A 21,383-nucleotide genomic window follows, 5' to 3' on the forward strand; every position below is an offset into this window, starting at 1 on the left:
GGTAATCTTATTCTTTATTTTTTGTATCAATTACAATAGTCACCGGGCCGTCATTAAGCAGGGCTACTTTCATATCAGCACCAAACTGACCGGTTTGTACTTTTTTGCCGATTTCGGTTTCCATTTGTTTGATAAAAGCTTCATACATGGGAATGGCGACATCGGGTTTGGCCGCTTTGATATAGGATGGGCGATTGCCTTTTTTAGTATTGGCCTGAAGGGTAAATTGACTCACAATAATCATATCACCGCCCATGTCTTTGAGCGATAAATTCATCACGTCATTGGCATCGCCAAAAATTCTGAGGTTGGCTATTTTGGCGGTCAACCAATCGATATCGTCTTGGGTATCGGCGTCTTCAATACCAATTAAAACCAACAATCCGGCTTTAATATCGGCCACTCTGACTTCTTCAATAGTAACAGAGGCTTCCGCAACTCTTTGAATAACCGCTTTCATGATTACTCTGATTTTCGGGTTTGATCACTGGCTATGCGGTCATCGTTGTAAATATCAGAACGGTAATGTTCGTCATCGCCTTCCAATATTTTGAGGTAGCTGTTGTAACGTGACCAAGCAATTTTGTCTTCCTCCAGAGCGGCTTTGACAGCGCAATGAGGTTCTTCTTTGTGCAAACAATTGTTGAACTTACATTGGTCTTTCAACTTAAAAAACTCAGGGAAAAAACCACTGATTTCGGTTGGCTCCATATCTACAATTCCGAAACCTTTGATTCCAGGGGTGTCAATGATTTTGGCACCAAAAGACAAGTCGTACATTTCGGCAAAAGTGGTGGTGTGTTGTCCTTGTTTACTTTGTTCGGAGATGTGCTTAGTTTTCAAATTCAGCTGCGGCTCCAAAGCATTGACCAAAGTAGATTTTCCCACTCCTGAATGGCCCGAGAACATACTTACTTTTCCTGTCATCATTTCTTTCAGTTTATCGACACCTTTTTTTTCTGTAGAAGAAATTCGCAGGCATTTATAGCCTATTTCGGTATAGATGTGCTGTAAATACAATTGCTCATCTAACATTGCATCATCAAAAGTGTCAATTTTGTTAAAAATCAAAACTGCTTCAATACCATAAGCTTCAGCCGTAACCAAAAAACGGTCGATAAAACTGGTGGTCGTTGGCGGATTATTGATGGTAATCAACAAAAAAACAATATCAATATTAGACGCAATAATATGAGTTTGCTTGGATAAATTAACCGATTTTCGAACGATGTAATTCTTTCGGTCGTGAATATTATGAATGGTTCCGGTAATATCATCGGAAGTATCGTCTAATTCAAAATCTACCACATCGCCCACTGCTATGGGGTTGGTGCTTTTGATACCTTTCATCCTGAATTTTCCTTTGATGCGGCATTCAAAAACTTGCTGGTCTTCGGTTTTCACGGTATACCAACTTCCGGTAGATTTATAAACGAGTCCTGTCAAAATTGATTATGAATTATAAATTAGGAATGACAAAGGTAAAAAAATGCAACCGTTATTGTATTTAAAGTAGGTTCAAATAAAAAAAGTTGCCATTACTGACAACTTTTTTGTGTTTTAATCTTGTAAAATCATTCTTCCGATTTTATCTTTTGATTTTCGGGAAGCGTAGATTATATATTCGTTATCCGTTTTTCGGTAATAAATTCCCGGACGTAAAACCAATTCGTTTTTAATTACCTCCTCAGGGTCTTTACGGGTAATGTTTCCTTTATCATCAAAAATAAACAGCGTTGGAACAGCATTATTGTAGTTGCCTAAAGACTTTATTTCTTCAATATCAGTTATCCCTTTATTTTTTACATTATCATTAAAAATAATATTTAATTGTCCGTTGTGGTACATAGGCAAAGCACTCAAATATTCAGGGCCTCTTCCCATTACACCAAGAGGGATGGCCATTTCAACACCAACACTAAACGAACCGTTACTTCCTCCGGCAAATAAGTTGAAAGTAGCAACTGTAACTGATGCTGACTGCTCTTTAGCCACCACATTGCTCCACTCTAACGAACCGTCAGGTTTAAGACTATTAACAATCATTTCGTTCATCGTATAGGTAATAGGCTGTAGACCAAATGGGCCAATTCCCTGCTTTTGCCCCACATAAATCATTCTGTATTCAGAAATCACAATCAAGCCGCCGTCATTTTTTTCAACGATGCTGTGAATAACGTACAAGGGTTTTACATCTTTACCTTTATTGGCTCTTCTTTGTCCCAACAATTTTACTTTAGTTGGCATATCAAATTCGTTGAACTTTACATTTTCGGTAGTGTTTTTGGCCAAATTTACAGTGATGTTGTATACTCCCTTAAGCTCTTTGTTGGCTTTACCGTTATCGCGAACGCTCGAATAAAACCCTGTTAACTTAACATCATTTTTTGAAGTAGCCATCATACTGCAGTTGATGATTTCCTTATCGACGATGTCAATTTTAACCACTTCCTTTTTATAACCGTTGGCTTGCTTAAAAATATGCAACTCAACTTTTTCTTTCTTTTCTTTTAATTTTTTATCTCTGTATCCTTCGTTTACTACCAAGAAAACATCGTCTTTGTTGTTTACATCAAAATCCGAGATGGTAAATTGGTAATCCTTTTTGTTATCGTCATAGGACACCTTGTCTTCGGTAGAAAAAGCAGCTTTCATGTTTTCATCAAAAAGCTTGATTTCATATTTCATAGCATCTTCTTTTTCAAAAAGTGCGGTGTGCATTACCAATATCATTTGGTCATCCGGAGATTTTTTGAAATAAAAACCACCACGGTCTGAACTTCTGGCTACGATAGATTCGAATAACGTAATCATATCTTTTCCTAAAATGCCATTTTCCGAAATAGGCATAGCTACTAAAGTGAATTTTTTTTCTTTGCGGTGAAATACGCTTCCGATAACATATAGCTTGTCGTTCAACAAGGCTATTTCCTCAAATTCAAGGTCTTTATCGTTTAATTCAGGAAGAACAATAGGATTTAATGAAAGTTGTTTCATTGCTTTAGAATCAAATGTTTTCAAGAAATAATCTGATTTTCCTTTGAGCACCAAGGTGTAGATTTTATTATTGGCTTCTCCTATAATTTTGACAATTTTACCCTTGTCGTCAGTGATTTCCTCACCATAGGTCATGTTGATCTTATCGATTTTGTTTTGGGCATTCAAGCTTATGCCACTGCAAACAAAAAGGATAAAACCCAAAAAGATTTTTTTCATTTTGGTTGTTTTAAAATAGTACTGATTGTTTTTATTGTTGCACAATGATACAAAAAAAACCTACTGAATTACAGTAGGTTTAAAAATTTAAAGAAAAGCGGTTTCAGCCGTTAATTATTTTCTCTTGGTGACTGATACTTTCCTGGTGAATGGCTTTGAAAAGTTTTAGGATAAACTCTTCGCTCAAGCCTTTTTCTTCTCCGTCTAAAATCATTTTTCCTAAAATTTCATTCCAGCGTTTGTTTTGCAAAACAGCTACATTTTTGGCTTTTTTAAGTGCTCCTATTTGTTCTGCTACTTTCATTCGGTTGCCTAAAATCTCTAATAATTTACCATCAGCAATATCAATATTGGCACGCAATTTTATCATCTCCGTATTGTAATCGTCTTCTTCGGTCGTCATTTTTTTGACTTTCAAATCTTCAAATATTTTTTTCAAAACGGTTGGCGTAACTTGTTGTGCGGCATCGCTCCAAGCATTATCCGGGTCGATGTGGGTTTCAATAATCAATCCGTCATAATTCAAATCCAAAGCTTGTTGTGACACTTCCTGAATCATATCTCTTTTTCCGGTAATGTGTGACGGGTCACAAATCAGTGGTAAATCAGGGAACCGGCTTTGCAATTCAATCGCCAATTGCCACTCAGGGATGTTTCGGTATTTGGTTTTTTCATAAGTAGAAAAACCTCTATGTATCACGCCCAATTTCTTAATTCCGGCATTGTACAAACGCTCTACACCACCAATCCACAAAGCTAAATCAGGATTCACCGGGTTTTTTACCAAAACAATTTTATCAGTACCTGCCAAAGCATCGGCAATTTCCTGAACTGCAAACGGGTTTACCGTAGTTCGTGCTCCAATCCACAACACATCAATATCGTGTTCTAAAGCCAACTTAACGTGAGCCGCATTAGCCACTTCGGTTGCCATCAACAAACCGGTTTCAGCCTTTGCTTTTTGTAGCCATTTTAGTCCAATGGCACCCACACCTTCAAATCCACCCGGACGCGTTCTTGGTTTCCAAATCCCGGCACGATAAATACTGACATCGGAATTTTTAAGTTCGTGAGCAATTTTTAAAACCTGCTCTTCGGTTTCAGCACTGCAAGGCCCTGCAATTACCAAGGGATGCGTCAATTTAAAATCATCCAACCATTTTCTGTTATCCATTGTAATATTCATAGCTTTATTTTTTTCCGTTTAATATCTCTTTGATTCTGTTCGTGTTTTGCATTTCGTTGAAGACAGCTTCGTAATTTTCGTCTTCCAGTAATTTTTTAAAGTGTGTCAAATTGGAAATGTATTCTTCCAAACTTTTGATGACATGTTTTTTGTTTTGCCTGAAAATGGGTGTCCACATGACCGGGGAACTCTTGGCCAAACGCACCGTACTTTCAAATCCGCTGCCCGCCATATCAAAAATATCGCGTTCGTCTTTTTCCTTCTCCACCACGGTTTTTCCGAGCATGAACGAACTGATATGCGACAAATGCGACACATAAGCAATGTGTTTGTCGTGCGATTTCGGATCCATATACCGAATGCGCATCCCCAATTTTTTGAACAATTCCATGCCGCGTTCCTGTAATTTAAACGTGGTTTTTTCGACTTCGCAAATGATATTAGTCTTGTCTTGAAACAATCCTCTTACAGCAGCTGAAGGTCCTGAAAACTCAGTTCCGGCTATGGGATGCGTGGCCAAAAAATTTCTTCTGTTGGCATGATTGCTTATCGCTTCGCAAATCGGAAGTTTAGTAGAACCCACATCAATTACTAACGTTTCTTCTCCTATTACATCCAAAACTTTAGGCAAAAGTACTAAACCAATATCAACCGGAACGGAAACAATTACTAAGTCAGCTTTGTCTAAATCTTCCAAAGAAGCTTTGTCGTCAATAATGCCTAATTTAATAGCTTCCTCCAAATGGTTTTCATCAGCATCAATCCCAAAAACGGTGGCATTTTCATAATGCAATTTGATATCCAATGCCATTGAACCACCTATTAATCCTATTCCTATTATGTGTATTTTTGTCATAAAGTCATAAATTTAAAAGTCGAAAGTTCAAAAAACTACAACTTCATAATTCGTAATTTTTAATTCGTAATTCTCGAAATGGCTTCTTCAATTTTCTGTTCCGTAACGCAGAGTGAAAACCGAATATAACCTTCGCCGTTGCTGCCAAAAATGGTTCCCGGCGTGATGAAAATATTTTTATCTACAAGTACTTCATCAATAAACGCTTCAGAAGATTTTATGCCTTCCGGAAGTTTGGCCCAAACGAACAGTCCAACGCTTGCTTTATCAAAAGTACAATTCAGTTTTTCGGCAAGTTGGAATATTAAATTTCTTCTTTTGGTATAAATCTCATTTTGTTTTTCGAACCAATCTGTTCCCAATTTTAATGCTTCAATGGCACCTTTTTGAATGCCGTAAAACATACCGCTGTCCATATTGCTTTTTACTTTCAATACCGCATCAATTAAAGTAGCGTTCCCCATAACCATCCCCACACGCCAACCGGCCATATTGTAAGTTTTTGACAAGGAATTTAACTCTAAAGCAATGTCTTTGGCTCCCTCTATTTGCAAAATTGACAATGGGTTTTTATTCAAAACAAAACTGTACGGATTGTCGTTTATGATTAAAATACGATGTTTTTTACCAAAAGCGATTAGTTGTTCAAACAGCTCTAAAGTCCCGTTAGCGCCTGTCGGCATGTGCGGATAAGAAACCCACATTAGTTTAACTTTTGATAAATCTTGTTGCTCTAATTTTTCAAAATCCGGTTGCCAATTAGTACTTTCCTTTAAATCGTAAAACACGGCTTTGGCCTGAACCAATTCGGTTACCGAAGCATACGTAGGATAGCCCGGATTCGGAATTAAGACTTCATCTCCTTCATTTAAAAAAGCCAACGAAATGTGCATAATCCCTTCTTTGGAACCAATCAACGGGAGAATCTCAGTATTGAAATCCAAACGCACCTGAAAATGATTTTGGTAAAAATCAGCCATGCCTTTTCGCAATTCCGGTAAGCCTTGATAGCTTTGGTATTCGTGGGCTTTGTCATCAAACATGGCTTTACTCATCGCTTCTATTACGGTTGTATCAGGGGTCAAATCGGGGCTACCAATACCCATATTGATAACGGGTTTCCCTACCGAAATCATTTGGCGCACTTCACGCAATTTTCGCGAGAAGTAATATTCCTGAACGCTGGCTAAACGGTTGGCTGTTGTTATCATTGTTTTGCATTTTTATATTCGCCCAATACTTTGAAATGATTGGTCATTATGGCTAAAATTTTCATTGCTTTTTCGTAGTGTTTGTACTTTTCGAAAACTACATCCACAAAAAACGAATACTGAAAAGGAGTTTCAATAATCGGCATCGACTGGATTTTGGTCAAGTTTAATTTGCAATTCGTCATTACGTTTAACACTGTGGCCAAGCTTCCCGGCGTATCATCCAACTCAAATTTTAACGAGGCTTTGTTAATTTCATCTTTGGCTACTTGACTCTCTTTTTTACTGATGATAAAAAAGCGAGTCATGTTGTTGTTTACCGTTTGAATTTCGGAAGCAATAATGGTTAAATCATACATACTGGCGGCCACTTTACTACCAATAGCCGCAATCCCTTTTATCTGGTTTTGATGAATTCTGCGGGCGGTTTCAGCCGTATCTTTATCTTCCACCAATTTGATTTTCGGGTATTTTTTCAAAAAATCCATGCATTGCAAAAGGGCCATCGGATGAGAATGCACTTCCTGAATTTCGTCTAATTGTTGTCCGTTCAACACCATTAAATTCTGAATAATATCTAAATAATATTCGCCAATAATATGGAACTCATTTTTGTCAATCAAAGCGTAATTCGGAATAATGGAACCCGCAATAGAATTCTCAATCGCCATCACCGCCAACTGGGCTTTGTCACTCAGCAAGCTATCCGTAAGTGCTTCAAACGACAAGCATTCGTCAATTTTCACATTTTTCTGAAAATACTCGAGCGCCACCTGATGATGAAACGAACCTTTGATTCCTTGTATTGCAATTCTCTCTTCCATTATAGTCAAAAAAAAAAATCCCGATTTTCATCGGGATTGTATCTTTAGTTTATTGATTTTAGTTTTAAATCACTACACGACAACCCCGCTTCTATCCCAGAAGAAATAAAAAGAATTGTTATAATATGTAGCGTTTGATAACATAACTGTGCTTTGTTGTTTGGCTAAAATAAAAAAATAAAGTGTAGGTTTTACACAAACGAAATAAAAAATTTAAGGCAACGTTTTCGTAACTATAGATGATTTACATTTTTTCAAGTCGGGCAGGCGTATCTTTCCCGCTGATAATAGATTGCGAACTGATGGCGATGGCTTTGATGATTTCGGTCATGTTGTCTAAGTCTAAAGTCGAAACCTCATCAGTCACTTTGTGGTAATTGGCTTCCGAATCCATTTTGGAAGTTGAAATCGTATGTGCCGGCACCCCCAAAGCGGCCAAACGCGCGTTATCCGAACGGTAAAAAAGATGCTCCTGCGGATAAGGATCGGCATAGAAGGTAAAGTTAGTGCCCTTTAAATTCTTTTGCAAAATGGTTCCGAAATCTGATTTTTCAAAGCCGGTGATGTATGCCGAATTTTTATTCCATTTGCTTTGGGTTCCTATCATTTCAATATTGAACATCGCTACTACTTTATCGGGATTGATGTTTTCTGAAAAATAAGATGAGCCATAGCCGCCTACCTCTTCACCGGTAAATGCGACGAAAATAATGGTTCGTTCGTTTTTATTCAATACTTTAAAATACTTTGCCAAAGTGATTATAGCCGTTACGCCCGAGGCATCATCATTGGCTCCGTTGTATATGGTATCATCACCGCTTTTCTTCATCCCTAAATGATCAAAATGAGCTGAAAAAACTACATATTCTTCCGGTTTTGATTTTCCTTTTAACACTCCGATGACATTATTGGCGGGTTTTCCGGCTTCAATAAATTCTTGACGGTAATTTTTTAAATCACCATAATATGAAAGTCCTGTAATCTTAAATTCGGTTTCAATAAAAGAGGAAGCCAACTCAATTCCTTCCGAGAAAACTTTTCGACCTTCCATTTTGTCGGATGCTAATTCGGTTTCAATTCGGGTTATGTCTTCTTTTTGAATTTTTGGATTTAGTTGAGCTTGCGCTAAAAGACCGTAAGAGAGAAAAATTAAAAGATACTTTTTCATAATCGTTTTATTTAATCGTAAATATAAGAATCAAATTCCTAATTAAAAAGAAAGTTAATCTGCGCACAAAAACCAAAAATGAAGCTAATTTCTATTTACATTTGCGACAAATAGTTAGTTCATGTCGATAGAAGTTCAAAATATCTCCAAAAGCTATGGTGCTCAAAAGGCACTGGACAGTGTTTCTTTTTCCATCAAAAAAGGAGAAATCGTAGGTTTCTTGGGGCCGAATGGGGCCGGAAAATCAACCTTAATGAAAATACTGACCACCTTTATCAACTCCGATGAAGGAACAGCAACCGTAAATGGCAACGATGTAAACGAAGCGCAATTGTTGGTACAAAAATCAGTGGGGTATTTACCGGAACACAATCCGTTGTACTTGGATTTATACGTTCGCGAGTATTTGGCTTTTAATGCAGATGTTTATAAAGTAGACAAATTGCGTATTGAGGAAGTAATTCAACTAACCGGATTAACGCCGGAAAGTCATAAAAAAATTGGGCAACTATCAAAAGGATACCGTCAAAGAGTAGGTTTGGCCACTGCCTTGTTACACAATCCGGATGTGCTGATTTTAGACGAACCTACCACCGGATTAGATCCCAATCAATTGGTTGAAATCAGAAATGTGATTAAAAATGTGGGGAAAGACAAAACAGTTTTCTTATCTACTCACATTATGCAGGAAGTAGAAGCCATTTGCGACCGAGTGATTATTATTGATAACGGAAAAATTGTTACCGATAAAAAACTTGACAAACTGGTTACGGAAGAAAAAGAACAAATCATTGAAGTCGAATTTGACAAATCCATTGCTGCTGATTTGTTAGCCAATCTGCCTAATATCAAAACGTATAAAAACACGACTGATAATCTTTGGTTACTGACCTTTACTTCGGAGGACGATATGCGCCCAACCCTATTTGACTTTGCGCATGACAATGGCTTGAAAACACTGCAAATCAGTTTGAAAAATAAAAATCTGGAGCAAATTTTCAGAGAAAAAACTAAGAAATAAAGAAGTCCCGAAGCATCGGGATTTTTTTATGGATATACTACACTTCCGTAGAAAAGCGTCTGTAAATCAACTATAGGCGGAACGTTTTTCAGGACAAGATTTCCTGTACTGTTTAATAGTCCCGTGATACTTTGTACCGGATGTACTATCATATCATTAGAGCCACGATGGTATACCGTGATGTCTTGAGTAATTAAATTTGCCGCCTCGATTCTGCCATCACCAAAATAAAAATTGAAATTAGCGGTACCCATTTGTCCCGAAAGATAAAAACGGGAAACATTATTGTTGTTAATCGTCAATGTTCCAGTGCTATTCAATGTCATAATAAAATCACCCGTTCCGGCACCGGATTCGCCATCGGCATCTTTATCAAAGGAGAACAGAGTCAGATTATCAAAACCCAACACGCCATTGGAACTGATATTTCGGTCTGTTTTTGAATAGATTTCTTCCAGTGTTGGCGTAGTAATTAAAATTTTGGTTTTGCCATAAGCTCGCACCCAATTGCAACTGGTTTCATCTTTAAAAACCAATTGGTCTCCATATTGCTTGACTTCAACATTATCAATAAAATTAGCTCCGGCTTCGATCTGTACTTTCGTTTCCGGGCCTTGCGTAATCACTACTTCAATGCCTCTATAGACTTTAATTTTCTTAAATGGCAACACCTCAACATCCTTTAGCACCGTAGCGCCACTACTTTCAATGCAATCGCTTGGCTTTTCACACGAGTTGAAAAGTAAAATTAGAACTATGAGTGTCAATATCTTTTTCATCTTTTTCTTTTATAATCTAACCCCAACACCAAATTCTAAAGCCTCAGCTAAAAACAAGTGCGTTTTAACAGCAAAGCTTGTAAAAATTTTATCGGTAACATAATATTTAATTCCAACACGGTCATAAATAGCAATGTCTTTTTTAAACGGCTGGTAAACATAATATCCCAATTGCGCTTCGAGCGAAACCCTATTGATAAACAATTCATGCCCCACAAAAACCCCGACACGCTTGTAATCGGTATTCGGGTCAATGTTTTTCTCCGGATAAGCTACCGCGAAATATTTGATATAATCTTTAAATGAATTTGTCAGAAACAATTCGGTTCCCAACTGCAAAGCCGATTTGCGGTTCAGGCGTTTATCCGCATAAAAACCTATATGATAAAACGGTCGCTGACCACTTCCTATAATCGGACTTTCATTGATTCCGGTTCGTAAAACAAAATTGTATTTTATAGGTTCGCGGTATGATTTTTTGACCCCGGTAGTATCATTCACTATCGCTTTTTCATCATTAAAATTATAATTCACCCCTAAATTCAGCGAATAAGTATTGATTCCACTGTTGGGCGACCTCACTCTACCGTTCGAATAATGCGCAAAAAACAGTCCGGCATGAAACCCTATATTTTTAAATAGCGTCTGATTCGTATACGTCAAACCAAAATTGGTATTATCCAAAATCTTGGTTCCAAAAGCCTTATTCTTGCTGTTGGTTTCTTTATCATACGGATTGGTCGTCATCGCAAATCCTTGCGCCAGTTGCAATTGCAACCTTCTTTTCCAAAAATAAAAATTGTAAAAACCACCAACAGCATAAGCCGAGCCTAAAGGTTCGCTCTTAAAATCCTGATATAAAAAATAGGTTCCGTAATCGGGAAAATTAAACGCTTTTTGCCACTCTTTTCGGCCATGAGTTTTGACCAAAAAACGCACCATCAATCCTTCCGGATGTCCGTTAATTAAGTGATACATATCTTCTTTGTGCGGTAAAACATTCCCTCGCAAGGCTGACACCTCTATGGCATAAGTATCCTTTTGCTGCGCCAAAGCAAGGCCTGAAACCAATAAAAGAAAACAGTAAAAATGTTTCATGCTAAAAGTTAAAAACGCACAAATATAACGGAATATCTTAAGGAGCGAAGGGTTCGGGCATTTTTAACATCCATGTTCCCGCTGTCCGCACTACAAGGTAGTTGCTCCCATCGGGGCTAGTTAGGAATGCTCTTTTGCCAAAGTTAAAACACCTGTGAAGCAATTGCCTTAATATTCGCTGCTTTTCCCATCGAGTAATAATGCAAAACCGGTATTCCTGCAGCTACTAACTCTTTACTTTGTTGGGTACACCACTCAATTCCTATTTCTTTTACATGGTCGTTGTCTTTGGCTTTTACCACAGCCATAATTAAATCATCAGGCAATTCTATACTGAATCGGTGGGGAATTAAGTTCAGTTGTTTTTTAGTCGCTATAGGTTTCAATCCCGGTATAATTGGTACTGTTATGCCGGCTGTTCTGCATTTTTCTACAAAATCAAAGAATTTCTGATTGTCAAAAAACATCTGAGTAATAATGTAATCGGCACCATTTTTTATTTTTTGTTTCAGAAAATGGATGTCGCTGTCCAAGCTCGGAGCCTCCATGTGTTTCTCAGGATAACCGGCCACACCCACACAAAAATTAGTCTTAGCCGAATTCTTCAAATCTTCATCCAAGTAAATTCCGTTATTCAGATTACTGATTTGAGTAACCAATTCAGTCGCGTATTCATTCCCTTCTTTTTCCGGATGAAAATAGGTTTCGGTTTTTAAAGCATCGCCTCGTAAAGCCACAACATTATCAATTCCTAAAAAATCCAAATCAATCAAAAGGTTCTCGGTGTCTTCTTTGGTAAAACCACCACACAAGATATGCGGAATAGCATCTACATTATATTTATTCTGAATACCGGCACAAATTCCCACCGTTCCCGGACGTTTCTTAACGATTTTCTTTTGTAACAACCCATTGGGTAATTCTTTGTATTCGTATTCCTCTCTGTGATAAGTCACATCAATAAATGGCGGATTGAACTCCATCAACGGATCAATACTGTCAAAAATCGACTGAATGTTTTGCCCTTTCAAAGGCGGTAAAATCTCAAAGGAGAACAATGGTTTTCCTTTAGCGTTTTCTATATGTTGGGTTACTTTCATTCCTAGTTATAAGTTATGAATTATGAGTTATGAGTTGGTTAATCGGCAATATTTGGTGAAAGCCATTTGTTGGCTGTTTCTGTTGAAATTCCTCTTCTTTTGGCATAATCTTCTACTTGGTCATTCTTGATTTTTCCTAAGCCAAAATACTTGCTTTCCGGGTTCGCAAAATAATAGCCCGAAACCGAAGAAGCCGGCCACATTGCCATACTTTCAGTTAGCTTCACGCCTATTTCCAGTTCTACATTCAACAGTTTCCAAATGGTGGGTTTTTCTAAATGGTCAGGACAAGCAGGATAACCCGGAGCCGGGCGGATGCCTTTGTATTCTTCGTCAATCAAATCTTGATTGGTCAAACTTTCCTCGGACGCATAGCCCCAAATCTCTTTACGGACTTTTAAATGCAAATACTCAGCAAAAGCTTCTGCTAATCTATCACCAAGGGCTTTTACTAAAATCGAGTTGTAATCGTCTAATTGTTTTTCGAATTCGGCTGCTTTTTCCTCTACGCCAAATCCGGTAGCAACACAAAAACAACCAATATAATCTTGCTTTCCGCTTGCTTTTGGTGCAATAAAATCAGCTAACGCGATGTTTGGTGCTCCCGCTGTTTTTTGTGATTGTTGTCGCAAAGTCAGAAACTTATGATTAGTTCCTTCAATTTCAATATCATCATCATTGACCGTATTCGCTGGAAAAATTCCAAGAATTCCTTTCGCTGTTAACCATTTCTCGGAAACTATTTGGTTGAGCATTTTTTGGGCATCGGCGAATAAAGTAGTGGCTTGTTCCCCTACTACCTCATCCGTCAAAATCGCCGGATATTTTCCATACAGTTCCCACGAACTGAAGAAGGGTGTCCAGTCGATGAAATCAACTAGTTCAGATAATTCAACATCAATGGTTTTTGTTCCGATGAAATTTGGTTTAACCGGTGTGAAATTATTCCAATCTAATTGTAATTTATTCTTTCTTGCATCCTCAATTGAAAGGTAATTTTTATCTCGACTTCGACTTAAATAGCCTTCCCGGAGTTTGTCGTATTCGGCCCGAACGGTTTGAGCATAAGCTATTTTAGTTTCTGCTTGAAGCAAATTACTGGCTACGGTTACCGCACGCGAAGCATCGTTTACGTGAACCACCGTTTCTTTATATTCCGGTGCAATTTTCACAGCCGTATGCGCTCTAGAAGTCGTAGCTCCGCCTATCATGACCGGAATTTTGATGTTGAGTTTGTCCATTTCTTTGGCCAAATACACCATTTCATCCAGCGAAGGCGTAATCAATCCGCTCAACCCAATGATATCGACATTTTCGCGAACAGCCGCTTCAATGATTTTTTCCGGTGGCACCATTACGCCCAAATCGATGATTTCAAAATTGTTGCAGGCCAATACTACGGCTACTATATTTTTGCCGATGTCGTGCACATCTCCTTTTACGGTGGCCATCAAAACCTTTCCGGCGGAGGATGATTTCCCGTCTTTAGAAGCTTCTATATATGGTAGCAAATAGGCCACGGCTTTCTTCATTACACGGGCTGATTTTACCACTTGAGGCAAAAACATTTTCCCGCTTCCGAATAAATCACCCACCACATTCATCCCGGCCATCAAATTGATTTCGATAACTTCAATGGGTTTGGAGGCTACTTGTCTTGCTTCTTCAACATCTATTTCTATAAATTCGTCAATTCCTTTCACTAACGAATGGGTTAATCGGTCTTGTACCGAACCACTGCGCCATTCTTGAATCGCTTTTTCGTTGGTCTTGAAATCGCCTTTGAAGCTTTCGGCTAAATCCAATAATCTTTCTGTGGCATCTTCTCTTCTATTTAGCAAAACATCTTCTACATGTTCCAATAAGATTGGATCGATTTCATCATAAATCTCCAACATTTCCGGATTCACAATTCCCATCGTCATGCCGTTTTTAATCGCGTGGTATAAGAACGCCGAATGCATGGCTTCCCGTACTTTGTCATTCCCACGAAATGAAAACGACACATTACTCACCCCACCGGAAACACCGGCATAAGGCAAGTTTTCGCGAATCCATTTGGTGGCTCTGAAGAAATCTAAGGCGTTTAATTTGTGTTCTTCCATTCCGGTAGCCACCGGGAAAATATTCGGATCAAAGATGATGTCTTCCGCCGGAAAATGCACTTCATTGACTAAGATATCATAACTTCTTTTACAGATTTCAATTCTTCTTTCATAGTTATCAGCCTGACCTTCTTCATCAAAAGCCATAACGATTACTGCGGCACCATATCTTTTAATCAACTTCGCATGATGAATGAAAGCTGCTTTCCCTTCTTTTAAAGAAATGGAATTCACAACCCCTTTACCTTGTACTACCTTCAAACCGGCTTCAATGATTTCCCATTTGGAACTGTCAATCATTACCGGAACTCGAGCAATATCTGGTTCGGCGGCAATCAGGTTGAGGAATTTGGTCATCGCATAAACCCCGTCCAACATTCCTTCATCCATATTGATGTCGATGATTTGTGCTCCGCCTTCCACTTGGTTGCGGGCAATATCGAGTGCTTCTTCGTATTTTTCTTCTTTAATAAGTCGCAAGAATTTACGCGAACCGGTTACGTTGGTGCGTTCTCCTACGTTAATGAAATTAGATTCCGGAGTCACGATAAGCGGCTCTAAACCGGATAGTTTTAAATATTTTGTTGCTTCCGCCATTATATCGTTTCTAAAATATGTCTTGGTTTAAATTCTTTGGCTACTTCAGCGATGGCTTTGATATGTTCCGGAGTTGTACCGCAGCAACCGCCAATGATGTTTACTAAATTATCTTGTAAATACTCTTTGATTAAGGCTTGCATTTCCTGTGGTGTTTGGTCGTATTGCCCGAAAGCATTAGGCAAACCGGCATTAGGATGAGCAGAAATATTTAAGGTTGTATTGTGGGCTAAACGCTTTAAATACGGTTTTAATTGGTCGGCACCAAGAGCACAATTAAATCCTATGCTTAGTAAAGGAATATGGGCAATGGAAATCAAAAAGGCTTCTACTGTTTGCCCGGAAAGGGTTCGTCCTGAAGCATCGGTAATGGTTCCAGAAACCATTACAGGTATGTCTAAATTGCGTTCTTCCTTGACTTCTTCAATAGCGAATAAAGCCGCTTTGGCGTTAAGTGTGTCGAAAATGGTTTCTACTAAAAGTACATCGACTCCACCTTCAATTAAGGCTTCTACTTGTTGTTTGTAGGCTATGCGCAAATCGTCAAAGGTTACCGCTCTGAATCCCGGATCGTTTACATCGGGTGACATGGAAGCAGTTCTGTTGGTTGGTCCGATGGAACCGGCTACGAAACGTGGTCTGTCTGTAAATTCATCGGCTACTTCACGGGCAATTTTGGCGGATTCGTAGTTTAATTCATAAACCAAATCTTCCAAGTGGTAATCGGCCATACCGATTGTGGTTCCTGAGAACGTGTTGGTTTCTACGATATCGGCACCGGCTTGAAAATATAGGCGGTGGACTTGTTTTACTGCTTCGGGTTGGGTGATGGAAAGCAAATCATTATTGCCTTTCAGCGGATGGGGAAAATCCTTAAAGCGTTCACCTCGGAAATCTTCTTCGGAGAAATTGTTGCGTTGCAGCATCGTTCCCATGGCACCGTCGAGGACGAGAATTCTTTCTTTTATGGCGTCTTGAATTGTTGACATATTTTTTTGGGTGTTGTGTCTTGGTTGTCGGTTGTTGAGTAGGCAACTGACTCCAAGAAATCAATACATTTTACTTTTTAGCCCCGATTGACGCGACTGCCATGCAGTGCAAAAAGCGGGAATAGGGACTGCTGCAATTGCGCAAGCCATTCGCTCTTAAAAATTATAAATATGTTATCGTGAAAGTGAGAAAAATTCTCGGGTTATCTGCTCTCAAGTAATTTGAGATAGAATGTAGCACCTTCTTTTGGCAAAGGGTTGCTAAGCTTTCATCGGGTCTATTCCCTCCGGCTTTCGTGATAACAAACAATACGTTTATGAACGGTGCAAAGTAACATCATAGATTTTGGATTTGCAAGTCTTTTGAAAAAATAAAAACCTACAACGTTGTAGTGCTGTAGGTTTTTAGCGTTAGAGCCAAACGGCTTCTTTGATTTTAATTTTTTCGGCGATTTTGAGAATATCAGTCAAAACGCCACGAGCGGTAACTTGTTTCCCTGCGCCAGCTCCCTGGATGACAATTGGGATTTCGCCATAGGATTTGGTGTAAATTTCAATCAGGTTATCGGCGCCTTTGAGTTGACCCAATGCGGAACTTTTTGGAACTGAAATCAGTTTGACTTCCAATTCTTTTTTGATCACATCAAATTCACCTACATAACGCAAAACATGGTTTTCGGCTTGCGTGATTTTGGCAATTTGAAACGGTTTGTCAAAAAGCAATTTATTTACTGAATATTCTGCTTTGGTATTCTTTTCATTCAGATTGGGAAGCAAAAGGGTTTCTATTTTTATACCTGAAAACTCAAACTCTTGCTCTATTTCGCGAGCCAGAATCAATAATTTTCGGGCCACATCGTTTCCGGATAAATCTTCTCGGGAGTCGGGCTCCGTGTATCCTTTCTTCTCCGCATCGGCAAGAATAGTAGAAAACGGAATGTCTTCGGAAGAAAATCGATTAAAAATATAACTCAGCGAGCCGGAGAATACGCCTCGAATTTTGGTGATTTCTTCACCCGAAAAGTGTAAGTCGTTGATGGTTTGGACTACTGGTAAACCGGCACCTACATTGGTTTCATACAGAAAGGATTTGTCAAATTTTTTGAGGTTCCTTCGGAGTTCTTTGTAGAAGTCGATGTGCTGAGTATTTGCTTTTTTGTTGGCAGCAACTATATCGAACCCGTTTTGAATGAGTGGGATATAGCTTTTAATCAATTCGGAACTGGCGGTGGCATCCACAGCAATCAGGTTTTCCAATTGTTGCTCTTGAACGTATTCAATGATGTCATCGATTCGGAATGGAATAGCTGATTGGGCGAAGTTGGCTTCCCATTTGTTTTTGACGCCCTCTTTTTCAAAAAAAGCCAAAGTGGAATTGGTGATGATGGGAAAACGCAGCTCAATATTTCTTTTTTTAAGAAAGAATTGTTGGCTTTCGATTACCTGATTGATTAAAGTGCTTCCGACATTTCCGATGCCGAAAAGGATGACATTGACTCTAAGCGCTGACATAATTATGTTGATTTTGTTTGTTAAAAATAGGTTCTAAAATTTGAGCTAGCTGTTCGAATTCTATCAAAAAAGCATCGTGTCCGTGGATGGATTGGATTTCGTGATAAAAGACATTTTCTTTTACGGTTTGCAATTGCCGGTGCGTTTCGCGGTTTTCCTCGGGAATAAAAAAATAATCCGTGTCAACAGCCACCACATGAATATGAGCTTGGATTGTTTGGGCAACAGTCAAAAATTCTTTTCGGTTACGAGTGATGTCATTTGTTTTCAGTAAATGATTCATCAATTTATAAGCCGATAAACGAAAGCGGTTTTTGAGTTTGAACCCATGAGTAATCAGCCAATTTTCGATTTGAAAGATGGACAAGTTGTTGAACTTATTCCTTTGAAACCGTTGGTTGATGGATTGTGGTGTTCGGTACAAAAGCATTGCATGCAATCGGGCATCAGCAATCGGATCGTCAGAATTGTTGAGAATTTGGTCTTGAATCAACACATTGGCAATGACCCAATCGGTGGCTTTCCAATCGGTGGCGATGGGAATTAAATGCTCGATTTTGTTGGGTTGTAAAACAGCCATTTCCCAGGCTACGGCTCCGCCCAAACTCCCTCCTATTACAGCAAAAACTTTTTTGATGTTTAAAAACTGCAGGCCTTCCCAAAAAATTCGCGCTACATCTCGAATGGTAAAATCCTGATAATTGGAAATTAAATTCCCAAAATTATTATCATATCCATTTCCCGGAATATTAAAGGCTATAACGGTAAAGTAAGTAGTGTCGATGATTTTATGGTCACCTATCAAATCATTCCACCAGCCGTTTTCTCCGGTCACCGTGGAGTTTCCGGTTAAAGCATGATTTACCACCACCACCGGAGCTGTGCCGATGGGCTTCCCAAAAGTTTGATAAAACAACGAAAGATAAGGACGTTGCTTCCCGTTTTCTAAATCAAAAGTAAACAGGTCTATTTTTTCTAAATTTTTCATTTTTATTTTTTTTAAAAGACTGCCTCCAACCTTGAAACTGCAGACAGTCTTAGCAAACAAAACCTAACCTATAGTTTTATTTTTCAGTATTAGGCGACTGCTGAGGATTCATATTCCTTGAACAACACTACGGAAACCGGAGTTGGATTGGCCAAATTATCCTGAACCGGACAGCGATTTTCAACAGCGATTAACCAATCTTTTAATTGCTCTAAAGTAGCATCGGATGTTGGTTTAACTACTACTTCAACCGATTTGAAACCCGCTCTTTCATAGCTGATTTTCCCCTGATACTTATCTAAACTTAGGGTTCCTGAAATTTCTATTTGAAGTGATTTTAAAACAATACCCTGTTCTTTAGCTACCAATTCCCCAACAGCATTAATGCAACCGGCATAACCTGCCAGAATTTATTCTATCGGACTGGGGCCTTCCAGTTCCGGGAATTGTTCGTTTTTACTGATTCGGATATCGAAGCTTTGGGCTTTAACTACGAACTGATTATTGTCTTTAACGTAACCTAATACGGTTACTGTTTTTGTGCTCATGATTTATACGGTTTGTGGGGATTTAATGGTAGTGAATACCGCTTGTAAATCGGCTTTCAAATCGTCGATGTTTTCTAAACCAACTGACAAACGAATCAGGTCTTTGGTTACTCCGGCCGCTTCTTGTTCGGCATCAGACAACTGTTGATGGGTGGTACTGGCGGGATGGATGATTAACGATTTAGTGTCACCGATGTTGGCTAACAGTGAAAATAATTTGGTGTTGTCAGCTACTTTCTTAGCAGCTTCGAATCCTCCTTTTAATCCGAATGTTACGATACCGCTTTTGCCTTCCGGTAAATATTCATCGGCTAAAGTTTTGTATTCTGAAGTTGCCAATCCCGGATAATTTACCCAGGCAACCTGCTCCTGTTTTTCTAACCATTGCGCTAAATCCAAAGCATTTTCGCTGTGTTTTTTGATTCGAATTTCCAAAGTCTCTAACCCTTGAATGGTTTGAAACGCGTTGAACGGACTTAATGCCGCACCGAAATCACGCAATCCTTCAATTCTCACTTTGGCAATGAAAGAAGCCGCGCCCAGAGCTTCATAGTATTTCAGTCCGTGATATCCCGCTGATGGTTCTGTGAATTCCGGGAATTTACCGTTGCTCCAATCAAAGTTCCCGGCATCGATGATGACACCGCCCAGCGACGTTCCGTTTCCGGAAATGTACTTGGTTAACGAGTGAATTACAATGTCGGCTCCATGCTGAATTGGGTTTAGCAAAAAAGGAGTTGCAACGGTATTATCAACAATGAAAGGCACTTTGAATCCTTTTGCTTCTGCGGAAATGGCTTTCAAATCGAGTACATCCAACTTTGGATTTCCAAGGCTTTCGACAAAGAAGGCTCTGGTGTTTTCCTGTGCGGCTTTGGTAAAGTTTTCCGGATTTGATGGATCAACGAAAGTGGTCGTAATCCCTAATCTTGGTAAAGTTACTTTCAGCAAATTGTAAGTTCCTCCGTAAAGACTGTTTGAAGCTACGATGTGGTCACCCGATTTTAGTAAAACCAATAATGCGGTGGCGATGGCTGACGTTCCTGAAGCGGTCACTACAGCTCCGATTCCACCTTCCAAGGCGGCTAAGCGTTGTTCCAAAATGTCGTTAGTTGGATTGTTCAATCGAGTGTAAATGAATCCTGCTTCGGCCAAACCAAAAAGATTAGCGGCATGGTCTGAATTGTTGAATACATACGAAGTGGTTTGGTAAATCGGAACGGCTCTGGTTCCTGCATTTTTAGTAACGTCGTGTCCTGCGTGCAACGCGTTGGTTGCAAATTTTTGTGTGCTCATGGTGTTTAAATTTAAATGTTAGTATGAATAATTTTAAGTGTTTACGAATGTTTGGGCATAAAAAAGTCCCTTTGGATGGCTTACCAAAAGGACTTTAAGAATTGAGCAATAACTACGATTACGTCTTCCGCTTTTGGTTATAGGATATGGTGATGCAACACATCATCATGTGCATCATCGTGCGGTTCATCATCATATTTTTTACTGCTAGGCTCATTATTTTGTTTTTATTTTATTGCTTTTAGAATTTTATTTTTATTGCGGATTACTTCAGTTTGTCAAAAATATATCCTGCCTTTTTTGCCCCCCAAACCTGTTTTCCCTCTTTGTCAAATCCTTGATCCCAAGACAGAATCTGATTTTCCAGAACGGTAACTTTGGACGTGGCGTAATTAGCCCCTCTCAATTCACTAGAACATGTTTTAATTCCGGTTTGTCCGGTAAATTTATTTTTACCAAGACGTTTCAACACCACTTCACATCCTTTTTTTTGTTCGATATCATTTTCCGTTAGGGCATCAAAAGTTTCCGGCGTATTCCATTTACCAATCCAATCTTTTTCGTTTTTCAAAGTATAGATTTCGCTAATAAACTCATCTCCATTTTGAACCAATTTGTAAATTCTTACTCTGTATGGCTTGTCTTGTTTTTTGAAAATAGCTTGTTCAACATACAAATAGTGCCCTTTATTTTTCCAGATGGGAACCATACGAAGCGAAATGTTGAAATACGTGGTATCAGTTACTGATTGTTTTTCCGAAGAATAATGACCTTGCATGATAGTTACCAATTCATTTAAATATTTTTCGCTTTTGCTCTTTTTGGATTGTGCATTGCTTGTAAAGAAGCTGAACGAAATAAGTAGCAGTAAAAGGATGTTTTTTTTCAT

General features: G+C 38.8%; 20 protein-coding genes and 1 riboswitch. Of the genes, 1 reads left to right on the forward strand and 19 read right to left on the reverse strand.

Annotated elements, in window-relative coordinates; all coding sequences use genetic code 11:
- Positions 1-7: 7 nt before the first annotated feature.
- From dtd to GUU89_RS02465, 8 genes are all read right to left on the reverse strand, one after another.
- A complete protein-coding gene (gene dtd, locus GUU89_RS02430) occupies positions 8-460 on the reverse strand; it encodes a D-aminoacyl-tRNA deacylase (RefSeq protein WP_162126431.1) in 453 nt (150 codons plus the stop codon).
- Between the two features lie 2 nt (positions 461-462).
- A complete protein-coding gene (gene rsgA, locus GUU89_RS02435) occupies positions 463-1,446 on the reverse strand; it encodes a ribosome small subunit-dependent GTPase A (RefSeq protein ID WP_162126432.1) in 984 nt (327 codons plus the stop codon).
- Between the two features lie 114 nt (positions 1,447-1,560).
- Positions 1,561-3,216 (reverse strand): hypothetical protein, encoded by a 1,656-nt coding sequence (locus GUU89_RS02440; RefSeq protein WP_162126433.1) that lies wholly within the window; start codon positions 3,214-3,216, stop codon positions 1,561-1,563.
- Positions 3,217-3,319: 103 nt separating this feature from the next.
- Positions 3,320-4,402, reverse strand: coding sequence for a chorismate mutase (locus tag GUU89_RS02445; protein ID WP_394350900.1), 1,083 nt, complete (start codon positions 4,400-4,402; stop codon positions 3,320-3,322).
- Between the two features lie 4 nt (positions 4,403-4,406).
- Positions 4,407-5,258 carry a prephenate dehydrogenase gene (locus GUU89_RS02450; protein ID WP_162126434.1) on the reverse strand — a complete coding sequence of 284 codons (852 nt, stop codon included), beginning with the start codon at positions 5,256-5,258 and terminating at the stop codon, positions 4,407-4,409.
- 59 nt (positions 5,259-5,317) lie between these two features.
- On the reverse strand, positions 5,318-6,469 hold the full coding sequence (locus GUU89_RS02455; RefSeq protein WP_162126435.1) for a pyridoxal phosphate-dependent aminotransferase: 1,152 nt from the start codon (positions 6,467-6,469) through the stop codon (positions 5,318-5,320).
- Positions 6,466-7,293, reverse strand: coding sequence for a prephenate dehydratase (locus tag GUU89_RS02460; protein WP_162126436.1), 828 nt, complete (start codon positions 7,291-7,293; stop codon positions 6,466-6,468). The genes GUU89_RS02455 and GUU89_RS02460 overlap by 4 nt, the downstream gene beginning before the upstream one ends.
- 244 nt (positions 7,294-7,537) lie before the next feature.
- Positions 7,538-8,461, reverse strand: coding sequence for a M20/M25/M40 family metallo-hydrolase (locus GUU89_RS02465; protein WP_162126437.1), 924 nt, complete (start codon positions 8,459-8,461; stop codon positions 7,538-7,540).
- A 121-nt stretch (positions 8,462-8,582) separates the two neighbouring features.
- Here GUU89_RS02465 and gldA point away from each other — a divergent pair, with 121 nt between their 5' ends.
- Positions 8,583-9,482: a gliding motility-associated ABC transporter ATP-binding subunit GldA gene (gene gldA / locus GUU89_RS02470; protein WP_162126438.1), complete on the forward strand. Its 900-nt coding sequence runs from the start codon at positions 8,583-8,585 to the stop codon at positions 9,480-9,482.
- Positions 9,483-9,508: 26 nt separating this feature from the next.
- Here gldA and GUU89_RS02475 read toward each other — a convergent pair whose 3' ends face one another.
- The 11 genes from GUU89_RS02475 to GUU89_RS02520 all read right to left on the reverse strand — a co-directional run bounded on the left by GUU89_RS02475 (position 9,509) and on the right by GUU89_RS02520 (position 21,383).
- Positions 9,509-10,261 carry a head GIN domain-containing protein gene (locus tag GUU89_RS02475; RefSeq protein ID WP_162126439.1) on the reverse strand — a complete coding sequence of 251 codons (753 nt, stop codon included), beginning with the start codon at positions 10,259-10,261 and terminating at the stop codon, positions 9,509-9,511.
- Between the two features lie 9 nt (positions 10,262-10,270).
- The gene (locus GUU89_RS02480; protein ID WP_162126440.1) at positions 10,271-11,359 is read right to left on the reverse strand and encodes an acyloxyacyl hydrolase; all 1,089 of its coding nucleotides are present in this window, start codon (positions 11,357-11,359) and stop codon (positions 10,271-10,273) included.
- 143 nt (positions 11,360-11,502) lie between these two features.
- Positions 11,503-12,459, reverse strand: a complete 957-nt coding sequence (gene metF, locus GUU89_RS02485; RefSeq protein ID WP_162126441.1) for a methylenetetrahydrofolate reductase [NAD(P)H] — start codon at positions 12,457-12,459, stop codon at positions 11,503-11,505.
- Positions 12,460-12,497: 38 nt separating this feature from the next.
- The gene (gene metH / locus GUU89_RS02490; RefSeq protein WP_162126442.1) at positions 12,498-15,161 is read right to left on the reverse strand and encodes a methionine synthase; all 2,664 of its coding nucleotides are present in this window, start codon (positions 15,159-15,161) and stop codon (positions 12,498-12,500) included.
- Positions 15,161-16,150 carry a homocysteine S-methyltransferase family protein gene (locus tag GUU89_RS02495; protein ID WP_162126443.1) on the reverse strand — a complete coding sequence of 330 codons (990 nt, stop codon included), beginning with the start codon at positions 16,148-16,150 and terminating at the stop codon, positions 15,161-15,163. Before GUU89_RS02495 ends, metH begins: the two co-directional genes overlap by 1 nt.
- Before the next feature lie 200 nt (positions 16,151-16,350).
- A riboswitch (SAM riboswitch) is annotated at positions 16,351-16,456 on the reverse strand.
- Between the two features lie 105 nt (positions 16,457-16,561).
- A complete protein-coding gene (locus GUU89_RS02500) occupies positions 16,562-17,662 on the reverse strand; it encodes a homoserine dehydrogenase family protein (RefSeq protein ID WP_162126444.1) in 1,101 nt (366 codons plus the stop codon).
- Positions 17,649-18,650 (reverse strand): alpha/beta fold hydrolase, encoded by a 1,002-nt coding sequence (locus GUU89_RS02505; RefSeq protein ID WP_162126445.1) that lies wholly within the window; start codon positions 18,648-18,650, stop codon positions 17,649-17,651. Before GUU89_RS02505 ends, GUU89_RS02500 begins: the two co-directional genes overlap by 14 nt.
- An 89-nt stretch (positions 18,651-18,739) precedes the next feature.
- Positions 18,740-19,060 (reverse strand): OsmC family protein, encoded by a 321-nt coding sequence (locus GUU89_RS14765; protein ID WP_317163895.1) that lies wholly within the window; start codon positions 19,058-19,060, stop codon positions 18,740-18,742.
- A complete protein-coding gene (locus GUU89_RS14770) occupies positions 19,061-19,198 on the reverse strand; it encodes a hypothetical protein (protein WP_202924431.1) in 138 nt (45 codons plus the stop codon).
- A 3-nt stretch (positions 19,199-19,201) separates the two neighbouring features.
- The gene (locus GUU89_RS02515; protein ID WP_162126446.1) at positions 19,202-20,494 is read right to left on the reverse strand and encodes an O-acetylhomoserine aminocarboxypropyltransferase/cysteine synthase family protein; all 1,293 of its coding nucleotides are present in this window, start codon (positions 20,492-20,494) and stop codon (positions 19,202-19,204) included.
- A gap of 265 nt (positions 20,495-20,759) precedes the next feature.
- Positions 20,760-21,383, reverse strand: coding sequence for a chromophore lyase CpcT/CpeT (locus tag GUU89_RS02520; protein WP_162126447.1), 624 nt, complete (start codon positions 21,381-21,383; stop codon positions 20,760-20,762).

This window comes from Flavobacterium phycosphaerae (genome assembly GCF_010119235.1).
GTDB classification, from domain to species: Bacteria; Bacteroidota; Bacteroidia; order Flavobacteriales; family Flavobacteriaceae; genus Flavobacterium; species Flavobacterium phycosphaerae.

What these genes read in the sequence shown, in the direction of transcription:
- dtd (WP_162126431.1), bottom strand. Translation starts at nt 460, where the DNA reads ATGAAAGCGGTTATTCAAAGAGTTGCGGAAGCCTCTGTTACTATTGAA.
- GUU89_RS02440 (WP_162126433.1), bottom strand. Translation starts at nt 3,216, where the DNA reads ATGAAAAAAATCTTTTTGGGTTTTATCCTTTTTGTTTGCAGTGGCATA.
- GUU89_RS02445 (WP_394350900.1), bottom strand. Translation starts at nt 4,402, where the DNA reads ATGAATATTACAATGGATAACAGAAAATGGTTGGATGATTTTAAATTG.
- GUU89_RS02450 (WP_162126434.1), bottom strand. Translation starts at nt 5,258, where the DNA reads ATGACAAAAATACACATAATAGGAATAGGATTAATAGGTGGTTCAATG.
- GUU89_RS02455 (WP_162126435.1), bottom strand. Translation starts at nt 6,469, where the DNA reads ATGATAACAACAGCCAACCGTTTAGCCAGCGTTCAGGAATATTACTTC.
- GUU89_RS02460 (WP_162126436.1), bottom strand. Translation starts at nt 7,293, where the DNA reads ATGGAAGAGAGAATTGCAATACAAGGAATCAAAGGTTCGTTTCATCAT.
- GUU89_RS02465 (WP_162126437.1), bottom strand. Translation starts at nt 8,461, where the DNA reads ATGAAAAAGTATCTTTTAATTTTTCTCTCTTACGGTCTTTTAGCGCAA.
- gldA (WP_162126438.1), top strand. Translation starts at nt 8,583, where the DNA reads ATGTCGATAGAAGTTCAAAATATCTCCAAAAGCTATGGTGCTCAAAAG.
- GUU89_RS02475 (WP_162126439.1), bottom strand. Translation starts at nt 10,261, where the DNA reads ATGAAAAAGATATTGACACTCATAGTTCTAATTTTACTTTTCAACTCG.
- GUU89_RS02480 (WP_162126440.1), bottom strand. Translation starts at nt 11,359, where the DNA reads ATGAAACATTTTTACTGTTTTCTTTTATTGGTTTCAGGCCTTGCTTTG.
- metF (WP_162126441.1), bottom strand. Translation starts at nt 12,459, where the DNA reads ATGAAAGTAACCCAACATATAGAAAACGCTAAAGGAAAACCATTGTTC.
- metH (WP_162126442.1), bottom strand. Translation starts at nt 15,161, where the DNA reads ATGGCGGAAGCAACAAAATATTTAAAACTATCCGGTTTAGAGCCGCTT.
- GUU89_RS02495 (WP_162126443.1), bottom strand. Translation starts at nt 16,150, where the DNA reads ATGTCAACAATTCAAGACGCCATAAAAGAAAGAATTCTCGTCCTCGAC.
- GUU89_RS02500 (WP_162126444.1), bottom strand. Translation starts at nt 17,662, where the DNA reads ATGTCAGCGCTTAGAGTCAATGTCATCCTTTTCGGCATCGGAAATGTC.
- GUU89_RS02505 (WP_162126445.1), bottom strand. Translation starts at nt 18,650, where the DNA reads ATGAAAAATTTAGAAAAAATAGACCTGTTTACTTTTGATTTAGAAAAC.
- GUU89_RS14770 (WP_202924431.1), bottom strand. Translation starts at nt 19,198, where the DNA reads ATGAGCACAAAAACAGTAACCGTATTAGGTTACGTTAAAGACAATAAT.
- GUU89_RS02515 (WP_162126446.1), bottom strand. Translation starts at nt 20,494, where the DNA reads ATGAGCACACAAAAATTTGCAACCAACGCGTTGCACGCAGGACACGAC.
- GUU89_RS02520 (WP_162126447.1), bottom strand. Translation starts at nt 21,383, where the DNA reads ATGAAAAAAAACATCCTTTTACTGCTACTTATTTCGTTCAGCTTCTTT.